General features: G+C 63.2%; 19 protein-coding genes. 13 read left to right on the forward strand and 6 right to left on the reverse strand.

The genetic code is table 11. The features are described 5' to 3' along the window. A complete protein-coding gene (locus OKW87_RS05580; protein ID WP_265542975.1) occupies positions 1-804 on the reverse strand; it encodes a crotonase/enoyl-CoA hydratase family protein in 804 nt (267 codons plus the stop codon). Positions 805-925: 121 nt separating this feature from the next. Between OKW87_RS05580 and OKW87_RS05585 the strand changes: the two genes are divergently transcribed. From OKW87_RS05585 to OKW87_RS05605, 5 genes are all read left to right on the forward strand, one after another. Then, on the forward strand, positions 926-1,795 hold the full coding sequence (locus OKW87_RS05585) for a crotonase/enoyl-CoA hydratase family protein (RefSeq protein ID WP_265542977.1): 870 nt from the start codon (positions 926-928) through the stop codon (positions 1,793-1,795). Between the two features lie 11 nt (positions 1,796-1,806). Continuing rightward, positions 1,807-3,051, forward strand: coding sequence for an acyl-CoA dehydrogenase family protein (locus OKW87_RS05590; protein WP_265542979.1), 1,245 nt, complete (start codon positions 1,807-1,809; stop codon positions 3,049-3,051). A 277-nt stretch (positions 3,052-3,328) separates the two neighbouring features. Beyond that, positions 3,329-3,835 carry a DUF3489 domain-containing protein gene (locus OKW87_RS05595; RefSeq protein ID WP_265542981.1) on the forward strand — a complete coding sequence of 169 codons (507 nt, stop codon included), beginning with the start codon at positions 3,329-3,331 and terminating at the stop codon, positions 3,833-3,835. Position 3,836: 1 nt separating this feature from the next. Further along, positions 3,837-4,250: a DUF2924 domain-containing protein gene (locus OKW87_RS05600; protein ID WP_265542983.1), complete on the forward strand. Its 414-nt coding sequence runs from the start codon at positions 3,837-3,839 to the stop codon at positions 4,248-4,250. Then, a complete protein-coding gene (locus OKW87_RS05605) occupies positions 4,247-5,917 on the forward strand; it encodes a recombinase family protein (RefSeq protein ID WP_265542985.1) in 1,671 nt (556 codons plus the stop codon). The genes OKW87_RS05600 and OKW87_RS05605 overlap by 4 nt, the downstream gene beginning before the upstream one ends. A 316-nt stretch (positions 5,918-6,233) precedes the next feature. Here the strand turns inward: OKW87_RS05605 and OKW87_RS05610 are convergent, their stop codons facing one another. Beyond that, positions 6,234-6,425, reverse strand: coding sequence for a hypothetical protein (locus tag OKW87_RS05610; RefSeq protein WP_265542987.1), 192 nt, complete (start codon positions 6,423-6,425; stop codon positions 6,234-6,236). Positions 6,426-6,886: 461 nt separating this feature from the next. Here OKW87_RS05610 and OKW87_RS05615 point away from each other — a divergent pair, with 461 nt between their 5' ends. Continuing rightward, positions 6,887-8,023 carry a GGDEF domain-containing protein gene (locus tag OKW87_RS05615; RefSeq protein ID WP_265542988.1) on the forward strand — a complete coding sequence of 379 codons (1,137 nt, stop codon included), beginning with the start codon at positions 6,887-6,889 and terminating at the stop codon, positions 8,021-8,023. Positions 8,024-8,586: 563 nt separating this feature from the next. Here the strand turns inward: OKW87_RS05615 and OKW87_RS05620 are convergent. From OKW87_RS05620 to OKW87_RS05630, 3 genes are all read right to left on the reverse strand, one after another. Then, complete coding sequence (locus OKW87_RS05620; protein WP_265542990.1) at positions 8,587-9,819, reverse strand: hypothetical protein; 1,233 nt, start codon at positions 9,817-9,819, stop codon at positions 8,587-8,589. Positions 9,820-10,067: 248 nt separating this feature from the next. Continuing rightward, a complete protein-coding gene (locus OKW87_RS05625; RefSeq protein WP_265542991.1) occupies positions 10,068-10,694 on the reverse strand; it encodes a glutathione S-transferase family protein in 627 nt (208 codons plus the stop codon). Between the two features lie 36 nt (positions 10,695-10,730). Next, positions 10,731-11,441, reverse strand: coding sequence for a DUF899 family protein (locus OKW87_RS05630; RefSeq protein WP_265542993.1), 711 nt, complete (start codon positions 11,439-11,441; stop codon positions 10,731-10,733). Between the two features lie 205 nt (positions 11,442-11,646). Between OKW87_RS05630 and OKW87_RS05635 the strand changes: the two genes are divergently transcribed. Beyond that, on the forward strand, positions 11,647-11,781 hold the full coding sequence (locus OKW87_RS05635; RefSeq protein ID WP_265542994.1) for a hypothetical protein: 135 nt from the start codon (positions 11,647-11,649) through the stop codon (positions 11,779-11,781). A gap of 278 nt (positions 11,782-12,059) precedes the next feature. Here OKW87_RS05635 and OKW87_RS05640 read toward each other — a convergent pair whose 3' ends face one another. Beyond that, on the reverse strand, positions 12,060-12,884 hold the full coding sequence (locus OKW87_RS05640; protein ID WP_265542995.1) for a sialate O-acetylesterase: 825 nt from the start codon (positions 12,882-12,884) through the stop codon (positions 12,060-12,062). A 114-nt stretch (positions 12,885-12,998) separates the two neighbouring features. Between OKW87_RS05640 and OKW87_RS05645 the strand changes: the two genes are divergently transcribed. From OKW87_RS05645 to OKW87_RS05670, 6 genes are all read left to right on the forward strand, one after another. Beyond that, positions 12,999-13,382, forward strand: coding sequence for an EF-hand domain-containing protein (locus OKW87_RS05645; protein WP_265542997.1), 384 nt, complete (start codon positions 12,999-13,001; stop codon positions 13,380-13,382). Between the two features lie 34 nt (positions 13,383-13,416). Next, a complete protein-coding gene (locus OKW87_RS05650) occupies positions 13,417-14,349 on the forward strand; it encodes a polysaccharide deacetylase family protein (RefSeq protein WP_265542999.1) in 933 nt (310 codons plus the stop codon). Positions 14,350-14,498: 149 nt separating this feature from the next. Continuing rightward, positions 14,499-15,734: a rhamnogalacturonan acetylesterase gene (locus tag OKW87_RS05655; RefSeq protein ID WP_265543001.1), complete on the forward strand. Its 1,236-nt coding sequence runs from the start codon at positions 14,499-14,501 to the stop codon at positions 15,732-15,734. Positions 15,735-16,457: 723 nt separating this feature from the next. Continuing rightward, on the forward strand, positions 16,458-17,009 hold the full coding sequence (locus OKW87_RS05660) for an RNA polymerase sigma factor (RefSeq protein WP_265543002.1): 552 nt from the start codon (positions 16,458-16,460) through the stop codon (positions 17,007-17,009). Continuing rightward, on the forward strand, positions 17,002-17,985 hold the full coding sequence (locus OKW87_RS05665; RefSeq protein ID WP_265543003.1) for a FecR family protein: 984 nt from the start codon (positions 17,002-17,004) through the stop codon (positions 17,983-17,985). The genes OKW87_RS05660 and OKW87_RS05665 overlap by 8 nt, the downstream gene beginning before the upstream one ends. A gap of 94 nt (positions 17,986-18,079) precedes the next feature. Then, positions 18,080-21,298: a TonB-dependent receptor gene (locus OKW87_RS05670; RefSeq protein ID WP_265543005.1), complete on the forward strand. Its 3,219-nt coding sequence runs from the start codon at positions 18,080-18,082 to the stop codon at positions 21,296-21,298. Positions 21,299-21,356 lie beyond the last annotated feature (58 nt).

The following is a 21,356-nucleotide window of genomic DNA, read 5'->3' on the forward strand; positions in this document are numbered from 1 at the left end:
TCAGCTCCCCGAGAATTGCGGCGCCCGTTTTTCGAGAAACGCGCTCACCGCTTCGTCATGGTCGGCGGTGGCATGGCCGAGCGCCTGCATCGCCGCGGAAAGCTCCAGGATATTGGCGAGTGTGGCGCGATAGCCTTCGCGGAGCAGCTTCTTGGTCATGCGCACGGCGTGCGGGGGATTGGCGGCGATTTTGTTGGCGACGATGCGGGCCTCGTCCATCAATTGATCGTCGGGCACGACGCGCGAGACCAGCCCGCATGCCAGCGCTTGCTGGGCATCGAGCATGTCGCCGGTCAGCGCCAATTCGCTCGCCTTGGCGAAGCCGATGATCCGCGGCAGCAGCCAGGCGCCACCGTCACCCGGGACGATCCCGAGCTTGACGAAGCTCTCGGCGAACTTGGCGCTCTCGCCCGCGATCCGCACGTCGCACATGCAAGCGAGGTCGCAGCCGGCGCCGATCGCGGGGCCGTTTATCGCGGCGATCACCGGCACTTCGAGGGATTCGAACAACAGGGGCAAGCGCTGAATGCCGACCTTGTAGTTGCGCCGGGTTTGCGCCGGGAGCGGATCGCGGAGGCTCGATTTGGGTGCGATCATCGCCTTCAAGTCGCCACCCGTCGAGAAGGCCGAGCCTGCGCCGGTGAGGATCACCACGCGCACGCCGAGATCGCCATCCAGCGTGCGCATCGCCGCCTCCAGCGCGTCGATCATGTCGAGCCCGGAGATCGGATTGCGCTTCTCGGGCTGGTTGAGCGTAACCGTGGCGATCGCGCCTTCCTGCTCGATCCGGACCAACTCGCTCATTCTGCTCTCCTAACGATTTGGCTAAGCGTGCATACAAATTTCGCGCTAGACAAGCCGTTTCCGCATCGCCATCCCATGATTGCATGCAATTTGCCGGTGCGCGGCAAGGTCAGGAGAGGCCATGTACGAGACATTGCGATACGATGTGGCGGATCGCGTGGCGGTGATCACGCTCGATCGGCCGGACAAGCTCAACGCGTACAACACCAAGATGATGGGCGAACTGGTGGCCGCATTCGATGCGAGCGACACCGACGATGATGTCGGCTGCGTCGTCCTGACCGGCGCCGGGCGGGCCTACTGCGCGGGAGCCGATATCTCGAGCGGCAATGCCGCGTTCGAGCGGCTGGCGGAGGATCCCGCGCGGGCGGCGCTGCGCTATGGCGATCTGAGCCGCGACGGCGGCGGCGTGGCGGCGCTGCGAATCTTCGACAGCCTCAAGCCGGTGGTCGCCGCGATCAACGGTCCGGCGGTCGGCATCGGCGCGACGATGCTGCTGCCGGCCGATCTCCGGCTGGCCAGCACCACTGCGAAGTTCGGCTTCGTCTTCACGCGGCGGGGGATCGTGCCCGAGGCGGCATCGTCCTGGTTCCTGCCGCGGCTGGTCGGCATCTCGCGTGCGCTCGAATGGACGCTGGCGGGGCGGATGGTGTCTGCGGAGGAAGCGGTGGAGGCAGGACTGGTCCGCTCGCTCCACGCGCCCGAGGATCTGCTGCCCGCCGCGATGGCGCTGGCGCACGAGCTGGCGCATGCCGGGTCCCCCGTCGCCGTTTCGGTCACGCGGCAGATGATGTGGCGGATGCTCGGCGCATCGCACCCGATGGAAGCCCACCGCGTCGACAGCCGCGCGATGCGTGCCCGCGGCGGCGCTCCCGACACGCGCGAGGGCGTCCAGGCGTTCCTCGAAAAACGAAATCCGAACTTCGCGGAGAAGGTGTCCGACGGCTTGCCCGACATCTGGCCCGACCCCCTCAACACGCGCTTCTATTAAGGGCTTCCCAAATGGATTTCCGCTATTCCGATCGCCAGCTTCACTGGATCGAACGCGTCTCGGCGTTCATGGACGAATGGGTCCATCCCGCTATTCCACTCTATCACGAGCAACAGGGCAGCACGCCCGAGACCCGCTGGCGCCAGGCGCCGCTGATCGCCGAGCTTCAGGCGCGGGCGAAGGAGGCGGGGTTATGGAATTTGTTCATGCCCCCCGCCGCCTTGGCCCACGCGGCCAACGGCTTCGCCTTCGAGACGCCGGGCCTCAGCAATCTCGAATATGCGCCAGTCGCCGAGCTGATGGGCCGCGTCGAGTTTGCCTCGCGCGTGTTCAACTGCTCGCCGCCCGACACCGGCAATATGGAGCTGATGCTGCGCTATGGCTCGACCGAGCAGCAGGCGCGCTGGCTGACTCCGCTGATGGAGGGGCGGATCCGCTCCGCCTTTCTGATGACCGAGCCCGCGGTGGCGAGCTCCGATGCGACCAATATCGAGACGAGCATCCTGCGCGACGGCGATCATTATGTGATCAATGGGCGGAAATGGTGGTCGAGCGGTGTCGGCGATCCGGCGTGCGAAATGCTGATCGTGATGGGCAAGAGCGATCCCGAAGCGGCGCCGCACGCCCAGCAGAGCCAGGTCATCGTACCGCGCGATACGCCCGGCGTGACGATCGGGCGGATGCTTACGGTGTTCGGCTATGACGACGCGCCGCACGGGCATGGCGAGGTCCTGCTCGAAAATGTACGCGTGCCGGCGGAGAATCTGATCTTGGGTGAAGGCCGCGGGTTCGAGATCGCGCAGGGGCGCCTGGGCCCCGGCCGCATCCATCACTGCATGCGCACGATCGGTGCGGCTGAGGCGGCGCTGGAGGCGATGTGCAAGCGGCTCAAATCGCGCACAGCATTCGGCAAGCGGCTCGACCAGCAATCGATCTGGGAGGAGCGCATCGCCTGGGCCCGCACCGAGATAGAGATGACGCGGCTGCTCACGCTGCGCTGCGCGGACCTGCTCGACCGCCACGACGCTAAGGACGTGCGGCACGACATATCGATGATCAAGCTGGCCGTACCTCGCGCCGCGCTCGAAGTGATCGATGATGCGATCCAGGCGCATGGCGGCGCCGGCGTGGCCGCGGACTTCGGTCTCGCGGCCTCCTATGCCAAGATTCGTACAATGCGCTTGGTGGATGGACCGGACGAGGTACATTCGCGCGTCGTTTCGCGGAAGGAGCTCGGGCGATATCCGTCGGCCTAATTCGCGTCGCCTAATCGAATAGCAAACAGAAGGGCAATGTTCCCGGAAACGCCACAGGTGGCGCCATGTTCGGGGTGATGGCAGCGGTTGGCCAACCGTGGAGACATGGGATCTCCCCAACTGACCACAAACCATTCGACTTCGCTGCGCACCCGAGCAAATGCTGTGGACGTTGAATCGCAGTCCTCGAGGCGGCTGCGAGTGCCCCGCCAGCGCGACTGACGGGGCTGCAGGTGGTGGGGTGGCACAGTGCCGCTCATCCGATGAGGAGACCACCATGCCTAAGCTCAGCGACACCCATTTGATCCTGCTTTCCGCCGCCGCGGCGCGCGACAGCAAGAGCCTGTTCCCCCTGCCCGCGACCTTGCTCGATGCCGGCCCGCCAGCATCCAAGGCGATCGATGCACTGATCAAGCGGGGGTTGGTCGAGGAACGTGCGACCAGCGATAACCAACTTGTCCGCCGCATTGATGGCGACCTATGCTTCGGCGTGTTCATCACGGCGGCAGGCGAGAAGGCGATCGACGATGGCGTCGACAAAGGTGAGCAGGCTGGTGCTCTGCCCTCTCCAGCTTCCCCGACTCCGGAGCGCGCCACTAAATCAGCCAGCGTCATCGCTCTCCTCCAGCGAGGCGATGGCGCGACGCTTGCCGAGTTGATAGCGGCGACCGATTGGCTTCCGCACACCACGCGAGCGGCGCTCACCGGACTTCGCAAGAAGGGCCACATCATCGAGCGCTCCAAGCGCGGCGACACCACCTGCTACCGCATCACGGTCGCCTGACATGGCGAATGTGGAGCACCAACTGGCGACGCTCGAAGCGGCGTCGCCAGCGACCCTGCGCGAGCAGTGGACTAAGCTCACCGGAGAGCAGGTGCCGCGGATTAGCCCTGCCCTGCTCCGCCTCGCGCTCGCCTACGAGATCCAGGCGCGGGCTTATGGCGGGCTCTCTCGCGCCACGCAGCAGCGGCTGAAGCAGCTGGCGGCGGCAAAGACGCGCACCACCCCTGCCCTGCCTGGGACGCGACTGGTGCGGGAATGGAACGGCACCACGCATGTGGTCCTTATCGGCGAGGATAATGCGATCCGCTGGAACGAGCGGGAGTGGCGTTCCTTGAGCGAGGTCGCGCGCGCGATCACCGGCACGCGCTGGTCGGGTCCCGCCTTCTTCGGCCTCAAGCGGAGGGCCGCGGCATGAAGACGGTCCGCTGTGCGATCTATACTCGCAAATCCAGCGAGGAGGGCCTCGAGCAGGCGTTCAACTCGCTCGACGCGCAGCGCGAGGCCTGCGCTGCCTATATTCTCAGCCAGGCCAGCGAGGGCTGGACCGCCCTCCCCGAGGTCTATGATGACGGTGGTCTGTCGGGCGGGTCGCTTGAGCGCCCCGCCCTGCAGCGCCTGCTGCTCGAAGTAGCAGCTGGCCGAGTGGATATCATCGTCGTCTACAAGGTCGATCGCCTCACCCGCTCGCTGATCGACTTCTCCAAGCTGGTCGAGGCGTTTGACAAGGCAGGCACCTCGTTCGTGTCGGTTACGCAGTCGTTCAACACCACCACCAGCATGGGGCGTCTCACGCTCAACATGCTGCTCTCCTTCGCGCAGTTCGAGCGCGAGGTGACCGCCGAGCGGATCCGCGACAAGATCGCGGCGTCAAAGGCCAAGGGCATGTGGATGGGTGGCATCCCGCCGCTTGGCTACAAGGCCAATGGACGTACCCTGACCATCGTCGACGAACATGCCGCGGTCGTCCGGGAGATCTACGCGCGCTATCTGGTACTCGGCAACGTGCGGCAGCTCGCCGAGCAGCTGGAGCGAGATGGCGTCATTGCCCCTGAACGCATGACCGCATCGGGCAAAGCGATCGGCGGCCACCCCTTCTCCCGCGGTCAGCTCTATATGCTGCTCAAGTGCCGAACCTATGTGGGCGAAATAGCTCACCGCGAGCACGTCTTTCCGGGGCTTCACGACGGGATCATCGATCGCGAAGTCTGGGACAAGGTTCAGGAACGGCTCGCGGACAACGTCCAGGGCGCCCGTCAAGGCCAGCGGGCTGAGAATGTCAGCCTATTCGCAGGCAAGATCAGCGACGCCGATGGCGAGCGCCTGATTGCGGTGCACGCCTCCAAGGGGCAGACCCGCTACCGCTATTATGTCAGCCGCTCCCTCCAGCGGGCCGAGGCCACTTACGGACTGCGGATACCCGCAACGGAGATTGAGACGGCGGTGGCCGAACGGTTGGCACAGCTGTTCGATGACCCGCTCTGCCTCGCCGCAGCCGCTTCCCTCGCCGTTCACCCATCACAGCTTGGCGGATTCTACGAGCGAAGCCGGCAGATATCGCCTGGGTTGCGCTCCCGCAGCCGGAAGCAGGTTCGGGATCTCGTCAGCCATGTCCGCATCTACGATCGCCGTATCGAAATCGAATGCGACAGCGCGGCTGTGACCGCAGCGCTTAACATGCCGCACGAGCAGCACGCGTCCCCCAGCTTCACTATTACTGCCGATGTGCGCCTCACCCGGTCGGGGCACGTGATGCGGCTCATCCATAATGATGGGGCCAGGGTCTCCAAGAAGCCTGCCGCTTCGTTGATAAAGCCGATCCTTCAAGCACGTCGCTGGTGGGAGGAGCTGCGAACCGGGGGCATCGACGTCACCTCGTTGGCAAAGCGTGAGGGGCTTTGCACCTCCTACATCTCGCGGGTTGTGCGGCTGGCGTTTCTGTCTCCGTCGATCGTCGACGCGATCCTTCGCGGGGAGCAGCAAGCCAGCGTTGATCGCCGACTGCTTACGTCCCCGAACGCCATCCCGGCTGCATGGGCCAAGCAGGCGGCTCTTGTCCTATCGCCCAGCGCGCGTGATCAGTGACCGCTTTGCGCCGATTAGCGGTGGTTCATGGACGATGGCAAAACCCACGAGCATCTTAAGGTGAAGCGGAAACCGCGGTGGGGCCGGTCTGTCGGTGTCGGTCTCGCTCATGCACTCTCCAACCCGTGCGGTCCCGCCTGCCCCAAAGGATGCCCCGGAATTCTGCTCTGGAGCGAAGACAGTTCGCTTGAAGCTCCCTCCAGCACCGACTTGGGTGGGGCCGACTATCGCTTTAACGTGCAGGCAGCGTGGGCGGTTGGGTGGCTTTGTAGGCCGCGAGCTTCGTCAGCTCCCGGATGCGATGGTCAGTTTATTCTCAGGCGCCGGCACCCGTCTTTGCCGCGAGATTGACTGCCGCCAAGCCCTGTGTGTCTGCCGCGGCGCGCGCCATGGTTTCCCACGTGACCGCGGAGCGCTCATGCATTTCCCGGCGATTAGGCAGGGTCGTCTTTTCGGCTGCCGCGCGTTGAGCTGCGGCGTTCGCTAGATAGGTTTCAATTATCGTCATCGCGCGCCCTATCGCCGAAATCCCATGCCGCGTCGAATCAGACGCGGCTACACTATCAAGGCTCCGTAACCGCGCTGGCGCCCATCGATCGAACGGCGGTACTGACCCAAAGCCGGTCGTTTAGTGAGATCTGAGCGCTTCCCCACTTTGGTCGTACATTCAGAGCCACTCGCTGCTTGATGTCAGCGGCATCGCCGTCGCGCCGCCACGTGAACACGGTGCTCATTTGGCTGCTTACCGTATTTCGGACGCACCCAGAGTATCCCGGTTAGAGGCTGTCGCATGGCGGGCTACTTTCTCGACATGGGTCGAGTTTCGGGATCCAGTGGCCTGTCACGACTGATATGGTTTTGCGCAACATAGCGTGAGAATCGCCCGCTTCTTCGCGCCGGCAATCTACGGGCTTGAACCCGCATCACTTGTTAACGGCACCCGGCTAGGCCCTGAAGAAGAGGCCTTAAATGTTCGATCGCTCGAAACCGCTGTCAGAAGGCACCTATATCGTGGCCGTGCGCTCGCTCTATGCGACGCTCACGCCAAGCGTTATCATGGCGGTGGCCTTCGTAGGCGTCGGCACCCTTGTGGCGTTCGAAACCTCGGACCTACTCCTCACGCTGCTGATCGCGGCCGGCGCCGTTTCTGTCGTTGCACGGCTTGCGGTGTTGCTCCGCCATCGCACGACTGCGGGCGGCCCGGCATTCAATCTCTCCGTCGCACGTCACGTCGAGCGGCTATTCGCAATCCCGTACCTGGCATTCGCTACCGCTTTCGGGGCCTTCAGCGCGCGCGCGTTTCAAGTCGCAACCCCCGAATCGCACATGCTCGTGATCGGGCTGGTCTTCGGCTATGCCGCGGGCGTCGCCGCAGGTATCTACCTACGCCCATGGATCGCCCTGCCAAGCATCTCAGTGGCGGTGATCCCGACTGGCGCGATAGCACTGGCCACTCCCGACCCGACTTACTTCGCAACCGGCGCGCTGCTGCTCCTGTTTCTCGCCGGCGGCATTCACAGCATGATGCGCAACTACCGCTCGGCCACCATGGAGATTACCGCGCGCGCAGCTTTCGCGACGCTCGCGCGTGTCGATGCGCTGACGGGGCTCAAAAACCGTCTGTCGCTGCGCGAAGCGTACGAACTAGCTTTCGACCGCACCGGACGTGATGGGCTGCTGGTAATACATTGCCTTGATCTCGACCGGTTCAAGGCAGTCAACGATACCTATGGCCATCCCGTGGGCGACGCGCTGCTTAAAGCGGTATCCGACCGGCTGCGCTGCATATTGCGCGGGGGCGATGTGGCGGCCCGCGTCGGTGGAGACGAGTTCGTTGTTCTACAGGCGGGAGCTCAGCACCCGGGCGAGGCCGACCTGCTTGCGCGCCGCATCGCCCGCGCGGTCGCCGAGCCCTATTCGATTCTCGGGCACCCAATCTCGATCAGCACCAGCGTAGGTTACGCCGTTCATCCGCAGCACGGTCACGATCTCGACGAGCTCATCGTGCGAGCCGACAAAGCGCTGATCCGCATCAAGCGCGCAGGCGGGGGCGTGGCACCCTACGACCCCAACGCTTCTCGCCCGGCGCTACCCCTCTCGGCCTAGAACCACATACGACACGCGGTTTATCGTCTAATCTCGTTCTGATTAAACCGGGCAGGCAAAAGTGGGATGGTCCGTTGAGATTCACCCAGTCGTAGTCGGAAATCAGCATACAATAATACCCGACTTACATGACTCGTAGTACGCGATCGACGGTCGCGCGTGGCTAATCCACGGTAGATCCCGATGGAAGAGATCGTCACTCATGGACGCGCCCCAAAACTGGAAGCTGACCCACATTGGATCTCCTCGTCCTTCGGAAGCGAACGGCTGTTTGGAAGCCGATTTTCGACCGGCCGCTTTGGAGTGGCGGTATGCGGGAAGCGGACCTTCGTTCATTACCTGTTGAGGGCGCGAAGGACCCAGACCCGGACATTCGAGGCCGGTCTGCCGCTCCCCAACTCCGGCCGTTCGTTCATCTTGGTAGTGTGTATCTACACAAAGCGGATTACGATAGTTATCGGCGCGGGCCATTCAGTTTCCCACAAACGACAGGTAGGTCATGCGCTTCCCTTGCGCCTAGCCGGCGCAGCGGTTCCGTGCACAGGACGCCCTTCACGCGCTTGTTAGTAGACAAAGTCGGAACCGCCGAAATCCATGCCCCTTCCAGCTCGTAACGCCTGCCGGGTCTCCGTTCTCAACTGCGAATAGCAATCAACTAGGAACGCCGTTTGGGCAGCATCCAGCGCGGGCTCGCCGACATGGAACTCGGCAAGATCCTCTCCGGTCATAACCAGCGGTCCCGGCATCGACGACGCCGGGGTGGTTATGGCCATCCGGTCGAAATCGGGTCTGCCGAGCTTCGCCAAGCCGACTTCGGCGAGCCGCTCTCTTGTCTCTCGTAGCCGGACATCAATCAGTTCGGGCTTCCGCTTAGCTTCGAAGTGCCTTCTTGCGGCCGCATAGAGTTCTTCAATCGGGCGCAGACCGGCCCGCGCCAGGGTGGCGGCGATAGCATGTTCCCCAACGAAGTCCGTCGCGAGGCCGCGCATGTGGAAGAGCAGCGTCGCGTAGGCGTATCCGCGATCACGGCGCACGCCAAAGGCGCGCTGCCTCTGCCGCCCCATCTCGCGCACAAAGCCGTCCGCCGGTCGCAGTCGGCTGAAGGAGGTCCCGGTGAGGGTGAGAGCGAGGCTGGCCACCTTGAAGCCCGCGTCGAGCATCGCGGCGAGATCCTCCTGCCCGAGCGCCCTGGCTGCCACGTGGGCACCTACTGAGTAGGTGGTCAATTCTGGATCATAGATCGCCGACAGCAGTTCGCGTGACCGCAGGCGCTCCTCTACGACCGCCTCCGCAGCCGGCAGGCGCGCTAAGCTGCGCGCCAGCGGGCCCATCTCGCAGCCGATTGCGCGCAATTCCAGCAGCGACCCGACCGTGAGCGGCTGACGGGCGACGTGGACGTTCCCCTTGTCGAAACGCACGAACAAGATTGGGTCCGTCTCGTCGGCAACTCCGTCCGGGCGAATCCGTGTGCCCGTGCTGAATGACATCCTCCAGCGGTCGCCGGCGCTGCCCGCGGGGGCACCCTGCATCACGTACTTGTAGTAGCTCGGAAAAAGGATCGATCGGTCGGCGTCGAAGAGCCGCAGGAGTTGAGGGTATGCGAGTTCTGCGGTGGGGCGGTGCAGCATTGCGTCGTAGGCGCGGAAGAGTAGGTCGAGATAGTCCTGTCCCCAGACGGTCCCGACTAGATCGTCAAAATGTCTAAGCTCGTGTGCATGTATCCGGGCGACGCCTCCGTCGTCACGCCCAGCAAGCGAGATTTCCAGACCCGCCTTGCTGGTCGTCGGAAGTTCCAAGACTAGCGTGTGTGGGTCTAAGCTGCCGAGTGTGCTGGTTTGGGGCAAGACGGGAAGTGGCATGGCAAACAATCTTAATGACTGTTGGCGAAAGGACAACGGCGTCGCAGCCTCGTGTTGGCGACGTGCCGGAGGTACGACCCAAAGCCGGTCGTTCAATGAGATCTGAGCGCTTCCCAACTTCGGTCGTACATTCAGCTAGCACCCGTGGCAGCTTGAGCCACTGGTTAGCGACCATCCTAGCCAGCCTACGCTGCCATGCCTTCATGCGAGCGGTTGAAGGCGCGCTTGTACGCTTCGCGGTTCGTGGTGCGGGCAAGGTAAGCCTGTTCTGCGTCGCCGAGGGCGAACCCAGCGCGGTTTGCGCCGAGTTTCAGTGCGTAGGTTACGGAGATGTCAGCGGCGGTGAACCTATCGCCGGCCATGTAGGGTGCTCCTGCGAGCTGCCGCCTGACGAGCAGCAGCCGTCGTTCGACGCACTCGCGCGCCCAGCGGGCACCCCAGTTGTCCCGTTCCGTCTCGGGCGCGATGAAGCCGCTCACCAGCGGCACCATGATCAAAGTTGCAAGGCCCGCTTCGCCCATGTGGAGGAACTGCTGGTACGTTGGAAAAGAGGGGTCGTTGGGCCCCGGCTGAAGCGGCGTGGGCCCATAGCGGCCCATCAGATACTCCATAATCGCCACGGACTCGACCATGGTGACGTCGCCGTCCTGGATCGCGGGCAGGAAATTGCCGGGATTGACGGCGAGCCACGTCGGATCGCTCTTCGCGGCCAGCATGTCCACCTGCCGCAAGCGGTAGGGCAGGCCCATTTCCTCCAAGACCCAGACGACCCGGATTGAGCGCGAAGTCTGTCCGCCCCAGACCGTGATCATCGTCTTAGGTTTTCCCATGCGGAAGTGGCCCGCCATTCAGTAGCTCAGCTTGGGATACCAATCCGGATCCCGTCCTTCTGGTGTGAGGTCCAGCACATTCCACAAGGGCGCGAGATCCGGCGCGCCGCGCGGGTCCTGCCCGGGGTCGGCCATTGTTCCGCTCATCTCCCCAGCCCAGAAGAGCCTGACCTGTGCGCGTTCGCGCCGGTAAACGACCAATGCGGGATACTCGTCGCCCTCGGGAGTCAGCGCGCCGATGTCGCGGGCATAGTCGTCCCCGACCGTCTGCACGAAATCGAGTTCAGTCCAACCGCGCTCGTGGGCAAAGGCTACCTGCCGCTCGACTGAGGAGCGACCGAAAACCTTGAGAGCCGCTCGCTGCTTGATGTCGGCAGCATTGCCATCGAGTGGACCAAGCAAGTTGGTGCACATCGGGCAAGGGCGCGCGCGCTCCGGGCCGTACATCCAGAAATACGTGACCAGCGTGTTGTGCTCGCCGAAAAGATCGACAAGGCCGACCTCGGCCCCGGCAGCGTCGATGAACCGGTAAGACTTCTCGATGATCGGGCCTGGGGGCAAGGAACGGCGGTGCTCGGCGACCCGGGCGAGCTGGCGACGCAGGTCGATTTCCTCCGCCAACAATGTTTGTCTCGCAGAGGCATAGGCCTCGCTCTCGCCGGGGAAGATGGCCGAACGTGTGGCGGCTAATTCGTCGGAAGGGGGTAGCGAGCCATTGCCGATTTTCAACACATCTCTCCTGCTCGTCTTTCCAGGCGCATGCTAACACAGACGCGGTGTCCACGGGTAGCCGAAGCCACAGTCGTTTTTTTTCAGACTGCCTTCGCCGCTTTCGAAACTGCCGCTCTTTCATCAGAACAAGTCGGGAACCCATCAACTAATAGATGGTTTATGAGGTTGCACCACAAGATGGTGTTTGCTTGGAGCCCAAGTCATGGCGAAGAACGAGCACACGAGTGAGAAGGCCGGCAAAGCCGCTTCGAAGGTCCTGAAGGACGGCCGAACCGGTAAGGACTCGAAGACTGCAGCGGGATCGGCCCTCACGCAGCGTCCCGATAAAAAGAAATGAGCTAGGGGCCGGTCGGTACCGGCCCTAGCTCACCTGATGTAACAATGAGACCCATACTCGGACGATCAGGCCGCCCTTTCCGCTCCTCAGAAGCGGACGCCCATTCATATCGGCCTCACGCGGCCGCTAAGCGCCGAATTGCCGCCGTTCTCGTGCCTATGGCATTGCCCTATAAGCAGACTGACCACATCCGAAACGAGGTCTTGTGATTAGATGGCTGATAGCAGGTGGGAAACGGCGAGCGCCTTTGTAGACCGAGCAAAGGAAGCTGACATTTGCTATCCTGCGCATCGGCGCCTTTGGAGTTGATCCATGGTTCGCGCCAATTTTATTCCAAGCGAGCGATGCGCCTCGGTCGTCAGGTGAAGTTCGTCCTGGTTCAGCGGCAGGCCCGCGGCTGCCACCATGGTGACGCACGGAAGCGCGACCTTTCGCTGTGCGTTCTGAAGCTGAATCCAAGCCGGATATTTTACTGCACGATCTCTGCTTCGTGCCGGGTCGGCAATCTGTACGAACGCAATGGGGAGCTTTGCCTGTCCTAAGTCCTTGCGAAACTGAGCGACCAACGCAGTGAAGGTTTGCGCCCATCGCCCCGCGCGTTCGGGTGTGTCGGCATCGCTCTCGCCCTGATACCAGAGGATCCCAGACACACGTCCCCCAGCCTCCCGGATGCGTGCGAGACACGAACCATATAGAGTGTCTCGCGCTTCCGCAGGTTTCCATCTGCCGATCGACGATCCCCCCTTTGCACAGGGGATGACGATTATCGGACGACGGCGCAACCGGTGGATCTCACGCGCAAAGAAAAGCCCTGGCCCGACGCCAGCCTGAGCGTCTGCCGATACAGCATCAACCTGCTTTCGTGCATCGTCGAGCGGCTCGATACCTTCCTTCCAGACACCATCATTGCCATAAACTCTAATGGCAGGATCTGCCTCTTCCTCAGCAGGCGTAAGCTCGTCGAGCGAACCGCGGCCTGACATGTTCGATTGACCGGCAAGCACGTAAACTTCCGCAGCGCCACCATCTTGCGTAGTCGCAGCCGCCGTTGGTGGACCCAAGGCTACAATGCCCAAGGCTAATTTTATCAGCATAACGCGCATCGCTTTCCGAAACTGGTAATACCAATTTGTCTTGCCATATGTTGGAATTGCATTCTAGTTATTGAGCAAGCGACTCATCATCGCTTTTCCGGGAGAGACAGTTTGAGAATCGGCGTGGCTGTCATCACCATCTTGATAACCGTTCCTGCCGCGGCGCAGGTCCAATCAATATCGGCCAGCTTGGCGCGGATGGACGTTGACAAGGACGGCAAGTTGAGCCTCGCCGAATGGGCGGCGGACTCCGCTGCGATCTTCAAGAAGACCGACGCCGACAAGGACGGCGCGATAGTCCGAGGCGAGGCCGTAGTCCGTTATCAAAAGGGTGGCGCTGCGGCAGATCCGAAGCTGGAAAGCCGAGTGGCGAAGATCATGGCTCCCGACACGAATGGCGATGGCCAGGTTTCAGCGGCCGAAGCGAAAATTGCCAGCGACGCCGAATTCAAGAAGCGCGACAAGAATGGCGACGGGTTCATCGGCGGCGATGACGCTGCGGGCTGATCGATGTGCGTCCCCCGAAGGACGTAGGGTCAACTTGATCACGTTGTTGTGGCCGGTGGTGATCGGGCTTGCGTGTTCCGCGAGCGGCGCTGCCGCGCCGCCGCCGACCCGCAGCGAAGCCCCCTTCCTGATTGCCATTACCGTCGACGACCTGCCCGCGCATGGGCCCCTGCCGGCGACGATCAGCCGCGCCGCGATTGCCCAGGCCTATGTCGCGGTCCTGAAGGCGCATCGCGTCCCCGGGGCGTTCGGGTTCGTCAACGCCGCCAGGATCGACCGCGAACCGGGCAGCGAGGCGGTGCTCGATATCTGGCGCAAGGCAGGATATCCACTTGGCAACCACAGTTTCAGTCACCTCAACATCGGTCGGGCGGCGTCTTTCGACGCGTGGAAGACCGATGTCGAAAAGGGCGAGCCGGCGGTCGCCAGGCGCATGCGCGGCCGGGATTGGCACTTTTTCCGTTTTCCGAATCTCGCGAGGGGAGCAGGCGAACAGCAAGCCGCCGCCGCCAAGTTCCTGGAGGGGCGGGGCTATCGCCTGGCGGACGTGAGCGTGGCCTTTGGCGATTGGGTCTATAGCGACGCCTATGTCCGATGCCTCGAAAAGGGGGACCAGGCGAGCATCGTGACGATGAAGGCGCAATATCTGGCGGGGGTAGATGACGGGATTGCGCACATGAAGGCGGTTTCGCAGCGCATTTATGGCCGCGTCATCCCCCAGGTTCTGCTGACGCACCTGGGCGCTTGGTCTGTTGCGACGATGCGGGAGGTGATGGCCAAGCTCGACGCCGCCGGTGCGAAATATGTGACATTGCCCCAGGCGCAGTCGGATCCGGCATATGCCGCAGCCGCGGCCCTGCCCGGCGGCGGCAGCATTATGGAGCGCACGGCGAAGGCGCGGAACATCGACCTATCCAGCATCGCGCCGCTGCGCGTGGGCGTGGACGTCAAGCAACTCTGCCGATGAGCCACCCGAAAAATCGTCCGCTTGCGTATCGGGCACGCGCTGCGATCTGGATTCCACTATTCTCCGAAGGCCGCGACTGCATGAAATTTTCCTTTGGCGTGCGCCGCCTCATGCGTGTTCGGCCGTCATCGTGCATTAACGTCTCCGGCATGCTCGCCCCGTATATTGCTTCGCTCGCCGCTATAGTCGCAATTGCCTGCTCGCCCGCCGCATCCGCCCAGAGCTTCAGCTTCGGCCCCGGCGCCCCGGCGAGCACCAGGGTCTATACTGCGGAAGCGGGCTATGGCTTCGAGGGAGCCGTGCCGCAGATCGGCAAGGACAGTGTGGGTGGGCAGCCTTTCTTCTTCTCGGTCGATGTGCCTGAAGGCAATTATCGCGTGACGGTGACGTTTGGCGGTGATCGCGCATCCGAGACGACCGCCCGCGCTGAGTTGCGTCGGCTGATGCTCGAACGCGTCCGGGTCCCGGCCCGCGGCTCTGCCACGCGCAGTTTCATCGTCAATGTCCGGACGCCCGATTTTCCCGGAGGCCGCGTCAAGCTGAAAAGGCCGCGCGAAGTCGAGACCGAGGCGCGCGCTTGGGACAAGCGCGTCACGTTGGAATTCGCCGGCACCCCCGCCGTTCGCGCAATCAAGGTCGAGCCGGTCACCGTACCGACGATCTATATTCTCGGCGATTCGACGGTGGCCGATCAATCCGGCGAGCCTTTTGCATCCTGGGGGCAGATGTTTCCGCGCTTCTTCAAGCCGACCGTGGCAGTTGCCAACCATAGCGAATCCGGCGAATCGACCTTGTCGGCCACGGGCGCCGGCAGGTTCGAGAAGATCCTGTCGCTGATCCGTCCTGGCGATACCTTCATCGTGCAGTTCGGCCATAACGATCAAAAGGCCAAGGCGCCGGACAAGGAAGACAAATATAAGGCGATCCTGGTCGATTGGGCCCGCCGCGTAAAAGCAAAGGGTGCAACCCTGGTGATCGTGACGCCGATGCACCGCAACCGGATGATCGGCGGCAAGGTTCAGGACACGCTGGGCAACTTTCCCGAATTGGCCCGCGCGGCAGCGGCCGAATCGGGAGCTCTGCTCATCGACCTGCATGCCAAAAGCCGGATTCTCTACGAGGCGCTTGGGCCGCAGGGCACCAACGCACTGTTCGAACACAATGCCGACTATTCGCAAAAAGATGGCACGCATCACGGCCCGTACGGCGCGTACGAACTCGCAAAGATCGTCGTCCAGGGCCTGCGCGACGCGAACGCACCCATTGCCAGCGAGGTCCTGACTGATTTCGAACGCTACGATCCCGCCCGACCCCTGGCCGAGAAGAACTTCAAGGTTCCGCCGAGCCACACGTTCGCGAGCGAGCGGCCACTAGGCGACAATTAGAACGCTGGAATTAGTGTGGCGTCCTGTGCGTGCCGCTGCATCACATTTCGGATGGTCAGCGTCTGCTCTCCGATCAGTTTCGGTTTAAAGATGCCAGACCGCTTACGGCCCACTTTCAGCCGTTCCGTCCGCTCGGCGGTACGATGCCCGCTTTTGGGCCGAAAGCAGTCCGGCTATTTTCAAGCGGCGCGAATGCAACAACGCGTTATTGGCCGTTCTATCTCCGCCATGTGTGAGATATGGCGAGAACAATGGAGCAGCGTTCCTGTCGTGGCCTGGCCACGATGTAGCCAGATATCGCTCGACGAAGCCATTGATAGCGGCATCGATTAGACGCGAAATATTGTCTCGTAGAGCCTGTGGCCCCGAACGAAGATGACATCCTCGAACACGTCTGTGCGGCCATAACGCCAAGCAGAACGCAAAGGGCTACTTGTCTAGGCGACGGCCGGATAGGCCCAAGTTGAATTGACCTTTCGCTCTGCGAGGCGTAATTTGCATTATACGACATCAGATACCAAATAGTGGTACGGTCGCGGTATTTTGGTTCGGGGGGATTCTGAGCAATGACGCCTACCGCAGTAGCGCTGATCGGTGCAGCCTTAGTGCCTTGCACAGCCGGTTCGAACCTAAATCGCATAGCGCCATGCACGACTGCATGCACCGACCGACAGGCTTGAAATAAGTGCGGCGGTCTATCCGGCAGCTAACGGCACCCCGGCGGTGAGCGGCAACGCCCATCGAAGCGACGACGCCACTTACGATCGGTCAAGCCTGTTACGGTCGCTGATCGACACCTACAGCCGGCCGCTAAGTCGATATTTCGCTCGCCGCGTATCGTCGGGACAGGACGTGCCCGATCTCGTCCAGGAAGTGTTTCTGCGGCTGAGCACGCTCGACGATCCCGCCAGCATCCGCCAGCGCGACAGCTTCATTTTCGTTACTGCTGCGAATGTACTGAAGGACCGATATCGGCGCGAGCGCACCGGCGCCGCTTGGTCTGCAACCGATCCGATCGACGATATGGATATGGAAGGTTCGGATTTTGCGCCGGACCGCGTCTTGGAAAGCAAGCAGGCTGCCGATCTGATCCGCCGGGCACTGGCGGAGCTTCCTGATCGTACGCGAGCCGTGTTCGTGCGTCGGATGATCGAGGGAATGAAAATGGCGGATATCGCCGACGTCATGATGATCTCCACGCGCGCCGCTGAAAAGCACCAGGCGCGCGCGCTCGCGCATGTCGCCGAGCGGTTACGGGAATGGCGTCGTGACTGATCCGCGCCTTATCGAGGCAGCGACCTGGTCCGAACGCCTGGCAGAAGCACCCGGTGCGATCACGCGTGCGCGGTTCGCAGCATGGCGGCGCAAGCCCGGGAGCAAAGAGGCTTGGGACAGCGTGGCTGCCGCACGCGACACGATCGCCGTGCTCGCCAGTCACCCCGAATTGCAGGCGCTGCGTGACGGCCTGATCGACCATGACGAACCGCGCTTCGCGGCGCGTCGCCGCCCGTTGTGGGTGCTGGCTGCCGCGGCCTGCGTCGCTGCGGTCGCGCCGCTTGCGCTGTGGCAGCTTGCCGGCAATCCGATCGCGCCCCCGGCGCAGCAGGCGCTCGTCTATCGCACTGCGCCCGGCAAGCGGCTCACGGTGGCGTTGCCCGACGGCTCGCGCCTGACGCTCAATACCGCCAGCCGAGTCCGCGTCGCCTATAGCGACAATGAGCGACGTCTCGAACTCGATCAGGGACAGGGCCTATTCGAAGTGGCCAAGGACGCCAAGCGTCCCTTCCGGGTCTCGTCGGGCGGGCAGACCGTCACTGCGCACGGGACCGTCTTCGACGTCCGGCACGCGGCCGACGCGGTGCAGGTGGCGCTGGTCGAAGGCAAGGTCAGCGTCGCCGCGGCGGGCACGGCACGCGCCGCCCCGGTCTTGCTGCGCCCCGACGACGTGCTGACCGCTACTGCGAAGGGCGTGTCGGTGCGCCACATGCCCGGCCGCGCCGAAGCGCTGGCGAGCTGGACCACCGGCCGCCTCGTCTTCATGGACGAGACGCTGGCCAACGCGGTCGCCGAGATGAACCGCTACGGATCTTCGCGCATCGTTGTTGCAGACAGCCGCGCCGCGCAAATGCGCATCAGCGGCTCGTTCCGCATCGGCGACGTGCGGCCGTTCCTCGAGATGCTCGAGCTGGGCTTCCCGGTGCGCGTCGAGCGCAGCGCCGACGGCACTGCGCACCTTTCTTCGCGTCGCTGAAAAAAGTTCCGCCGGCAGGTTCGGACTTTCGGAATCGCTGCGTCTCAACACGTGACGGCCTTCGACAGAAAGGCAAAACGCGGAGAGGATCGCAATGAAGACGAAAAGCAGGCTGCTGCATGGCGCAGTCACGATGGCGCTGGGAATGGCGATGAGCGTGCCGCTCGGCGCCGAAGCGCAGGCTGCAGTCGGCATCTCGATCACGCGCCAGGACATGAGCACCGCGCTCCTCACTTTCTCGCGCCAAAGCGGACGGCAGATCCTGTTCGCGCCCGAGCTGGTGCGCGGCAAGATGGCCAACCCGGTCAACGGCCAGCGCAATCTCGACGCGGCACTTGCCGAGATTCTGCGGGGCTCGGGCCTCAGCTTCCGCGCGACGTCGGGCGGTGGCTATCTGATCCTCGGCGAGGCGCGCCGGGTCACCATCTCTCAGGAAGTCGCTCGTCCGGCCCCGGCGCCTGCCCCCGCGCAGGACATTCCCGAAGCGGCCGCTGAAGCGCCCCAGGAGGAGGAAAGCGCGGAGATCGTCGTCAGCGGCTTCCGCGGCAGCCTCGCCTCGGCGATCTCAATCAAGAAGCAGGCGGCGGGCGTGGTCGACGCGATCAATGCGCAGGATATCGCCGACTTCCCCGACGCCAATTTGGCGGATTCGCTCCAGCGCATTCCTGGTATCGCGATCGAGCGCGATGGCGGCGAGGGGCGCTCGGTGACCGTCCGCGGCTTGGGTGGCGATTTCAGCCGCACCCGCTTCAACGGGCTTGAAGCGATCTCCTCCACCTCAGGCTCAACGTTGGGCGGCGGCATTAACCGCGGGCGCTCGTTCGATTACAGCGTTTTCGCGTCCGAGCTGTTCAACTCGATCGTCGTGCGCAAGACGCAGTCGGCCGAAGTAGACGAGGGTTCACTGGGTGCCACGATTGATCTGACCACGGGCCGCCCGTTCGACAATCCCGGCTTCCAGGCCGCGATCTCCGCGCAGGCTGCCTACTACGACATCAACAACAATGTCTCGCCGCGGCTGGTGGGACTCGTCAGCAAGACCTTCGCCGACGACACGGTCGGCATCCTGATGTCGGCGGCCTGGAACAAGCGCAAGGTGCAGGAAGACGCCTTCTCGGCGACGAGCGGCTCCGATTTCAGCGACATCAACAACGGCTTCTGCCCGATCGTCCCCGGCAGCCGCGTGAACCCGGTCAATCCGCTGGTCGGCAGCGCTTCTTTCCTGCCCTTGTGTATCGCCGCCCCGGGCGCGGTGCCGGGCTCGACCCCGGCCGCCTACAACGCGATCAACCAGCCCAACGTCTTCGTGCCCAAGAATCCGGGCTATGGTCGGTTCGAGAATGAGCAGGAGCGGCTGGGCCTGACTGGCACGTTGCAGCTCAAGCCTTTCGACGGGACGGTGATAACCATCGACACGGCCTACTCTCGCTTCAAGCAAGAGCGGACCGACATCGCGACCAATCCAACCTCGTTCAACCGCCCGAACGGCACCGCCGCCGCCGGCCTCACCGCAGCGCAGCTCACCGGACGCCCTAACATGAAGGTGCGCGAAGTTGAGATCAGCCCGGCCGGGCAGATGGTCTACGGCCTGTTCGACGACACCGATTTCAGCGTCACCGCCGGCCTCGACAAGTCGACCACCGAATTCTTCCAGGCGGATCTGATCCTCGAGCAGGAGCTCGGCTCGCGCGGCAAGATGCGCGCGCTGTTCGGGCATTCGTCCTCGGTCTACGACAACCCCTATTCGCGCCAGATCACGTTCAGCCGCTTCGACGTCGATGGGTTCGCCTACGACGCGCGCGAGGATCGGCACCGCCCGATCATGAACTACGGGTTCGATGCCACCAATCCCGGAAACTGGCAGTTCCAGCCCGGCTACGACAATATCCGCCTGTTCACGAACCGCGTGTCCAGCCGGCTCGACAATGTGAAGCTCGATACCAGCTACGAGGTGGCCGACTGGTTCACTGCCAAGGCCGGCGTCGCGGTTAAGCGCTTCCAGTTTGAATCGCAGCGCCAGCAGCGGTTCGCCGCCACCACCGTCATCCCGACGCTCGCCTCCGCCGGGCTGACGATCGGCGATGTCAGCTCCAATCCGATCACCCTCGGCTCGCTCAATCTGCTGCCCGGATCGACGGACAGCTTCATCGTCCCCGATCTCGAGAAGATCAGTGCGGCGTTCAATGTTGGCTGCAACTGCGTCAACGAGTTCGGCGATTTCCGGATCGGTAGCGTCGGCACCGGCGCGCAGGGCGACAATCGGTCGGTCACCGAGCGCGACATCAGCCCCTATGTTCAGGCCGACTTCAAGCTCGATTTCGCCAACGGCATGACGTTGCGCGGCGATCTTGGCCTTCGCTACGCCAGCACCAACCAGATCGCCCGCGGCTTCGTCGGTGCCGGCGTGTTACGCGTCGTCGAGCGGACCTATAACGACTGGCTGCCCTCGGCGAACGCAGCGCTAGATCTGTCGAGCAAGCTGACCGTGCGCGCCGCGGCCGCCCGTGTCATGTCACGGCCCGCGCTCAGCCAGCTGACTCCGGGTGGCGCGATCGACGTGCGCTTCCCGCCATTCAGCGCGACGCTCGGAAATCCCGATCTCGATCCGTATCGCGCGACCAATCTCGATCTCGGCGTCGAATGGTATTTCCAGCTTGGCTCGCTGCTCTCGGCGACCTTCTTCCACAAAAATATCGATAGCTTCGTGCAGCAGCTCGGCACGACGACGACCTATGCTGCCGCGGGCCTGCCGACGAACATCCTCCAGCCTGGTCAGGACCCGAACACACCGACCAACCTGACCACGTTCGAGAATACCAGTGGCGGCAAGATCGACGGCTTCGAATTCCAGTACCAGCAGCCGTTCACCTTCCTGCCGGGCATCCTCAAGAATTTCGGCGCGATCCTCAATTACACGCATATCAAGTCGAACATTAGCTACGTCGTCTCGTCGAACCTCAACAGCCCGACCTTCACTGCGCCGCTGGTGAACGTCTCGCCCAATTCGGCCAACGGCACGCTCTACTACGAGGACAGCAAGCTCTCGGCGCGTGTCTCGGTCGCCTATCGCGACGAGTATCTTCGCGTTGTGCCGGCGCGTTCGGGACTGGCGGACTATGCCGGTTCTTATTCGACGACCAACGTCGATGCGTCGATTTCGTATAAACTGACCGACGAGCTGACGCTGTCGCTGGACGCGATCAACCTGAGCAACCAGCCGACGAGCTTCTGGGACGGCAAAGACCGCAGGAGCCAGGCGGTTTTCAGTACCACGGGCCGGCAATTCTTTCTGGGCGCGCGCTACAAGTTCTGAGCGCCCCTATTTCGGTTTCCCGCATATTCGGCCCCACCTTGGGTGGGGCTGCCAACCC

Source organism: Sphingomonas sp. M1-B02, from assembly GCF_026167525.1.
Taxonomy (GTDB): Bacteria; Pseudomonadota; Alphaproteobacteria; order Sphingomonadales; family Sphingomonadaceae; genus Sphingomonas.

What these genes read in the sequence shown, in the direction of transcription:
- OKW87_RS05595 (WP_265542981.1), top strand. Translation starts at nt 3,329, where the DNA reads ATGCCTAAGCTCAGCGACACCCATTTGATCCTGCTTTCCGCCGCCGCG.
- OKW87_RS05625 (WP_265542991.1), bottom strand. Translation starts at nt 10,694, where the DNA reads ATGATCACGGTCTGGGGCGGACAGACTTCGCGCTCAATCCGGGTCGTC.
- OKW87_RS05655 (WP_265543001.1), top strand. Translation starts at nt 14,499, where the DNA reads ATGCTCGCCCCGTATATTGCTTCGCTCGCCGCTATAGTCGCAATTGCC.
- OKW87_RS05605 (WP_265542985.1), top strand. Translation starts at nt 4,247, where the DNA reads ATGAAGACGGTCCGCTGTGCGATCTATACTCGCAAATCCAGCGAGGAG.
- OKW87_RS05615 (WP_265542988.1), top strand. Translation starts at nt 6,887, where the DNA reads ATGTTCGATCGCTCGAAACCGCTGTCAGAAGGCACCTATATCGTGGCC.
- OKW87_RS05635 (WP_265542994.1), top strand. Translation starts at nt 11,647, where the DNA reads ATGGCGAAGAACGAGCACACGAGTGAGAAGGCCGGCAAAGCCGCTTCG.
- OKW87_RS05610 (WP_265542987.1), bottom strand. Translation starts at nt 6,425, where the DNA reads ATGACGATAATTGAAACCTATCTAGCGAACGCCGCAGCTCAACGCGCG.
- OKW87_RS05640 (WP_265542995.1), bottom strand. Translation starts at nt 12,884, where the DNA reads ATGCGCGTTATGCTGATAAAATTAGCCTTGGGCATTGTAGCCTTGGGT.
- OKW87_RS05590 (WP_265542979.1), top strand. Translation starts at nt 1,807, where the DNA reads ATGGATTTCCGCTATTCCGATCGCCAGCTTCACTGGATCGAACGCGTC.
- OKW87_RS05670 (WP_265543005.1), top strand. Translation starts at nt 18,080, where the DNA reads ATGAAGACGAAAAGCAGGCTGCTGCATGGCGCAGTCACGATGGCGCTG.
- OKW87_RS05585 (WP_265542977.1), top strand. Translation starts at nt 926, where the DNA reads ATGTACGAGACATTGCGATACGATGTGGCGGATCGCGTGGCGGTGATC.
- OKW87_RS05580 (WP_265542975.1), bottom strand. Translation starts at nt 804, where the DNA reads ATGAGCGAGTTGGTCCGGATCGAGCAGGAAGGCGCGATCGCCACGGTT.
- OKW87_RS05600 (WP_265542983.1), top strand. Translation starts at nt 3,837, where the DNA reads ATGGCGAATGTGGAGCACCAACTGGCGACGCTCGAAGCGGCGTCGCCA.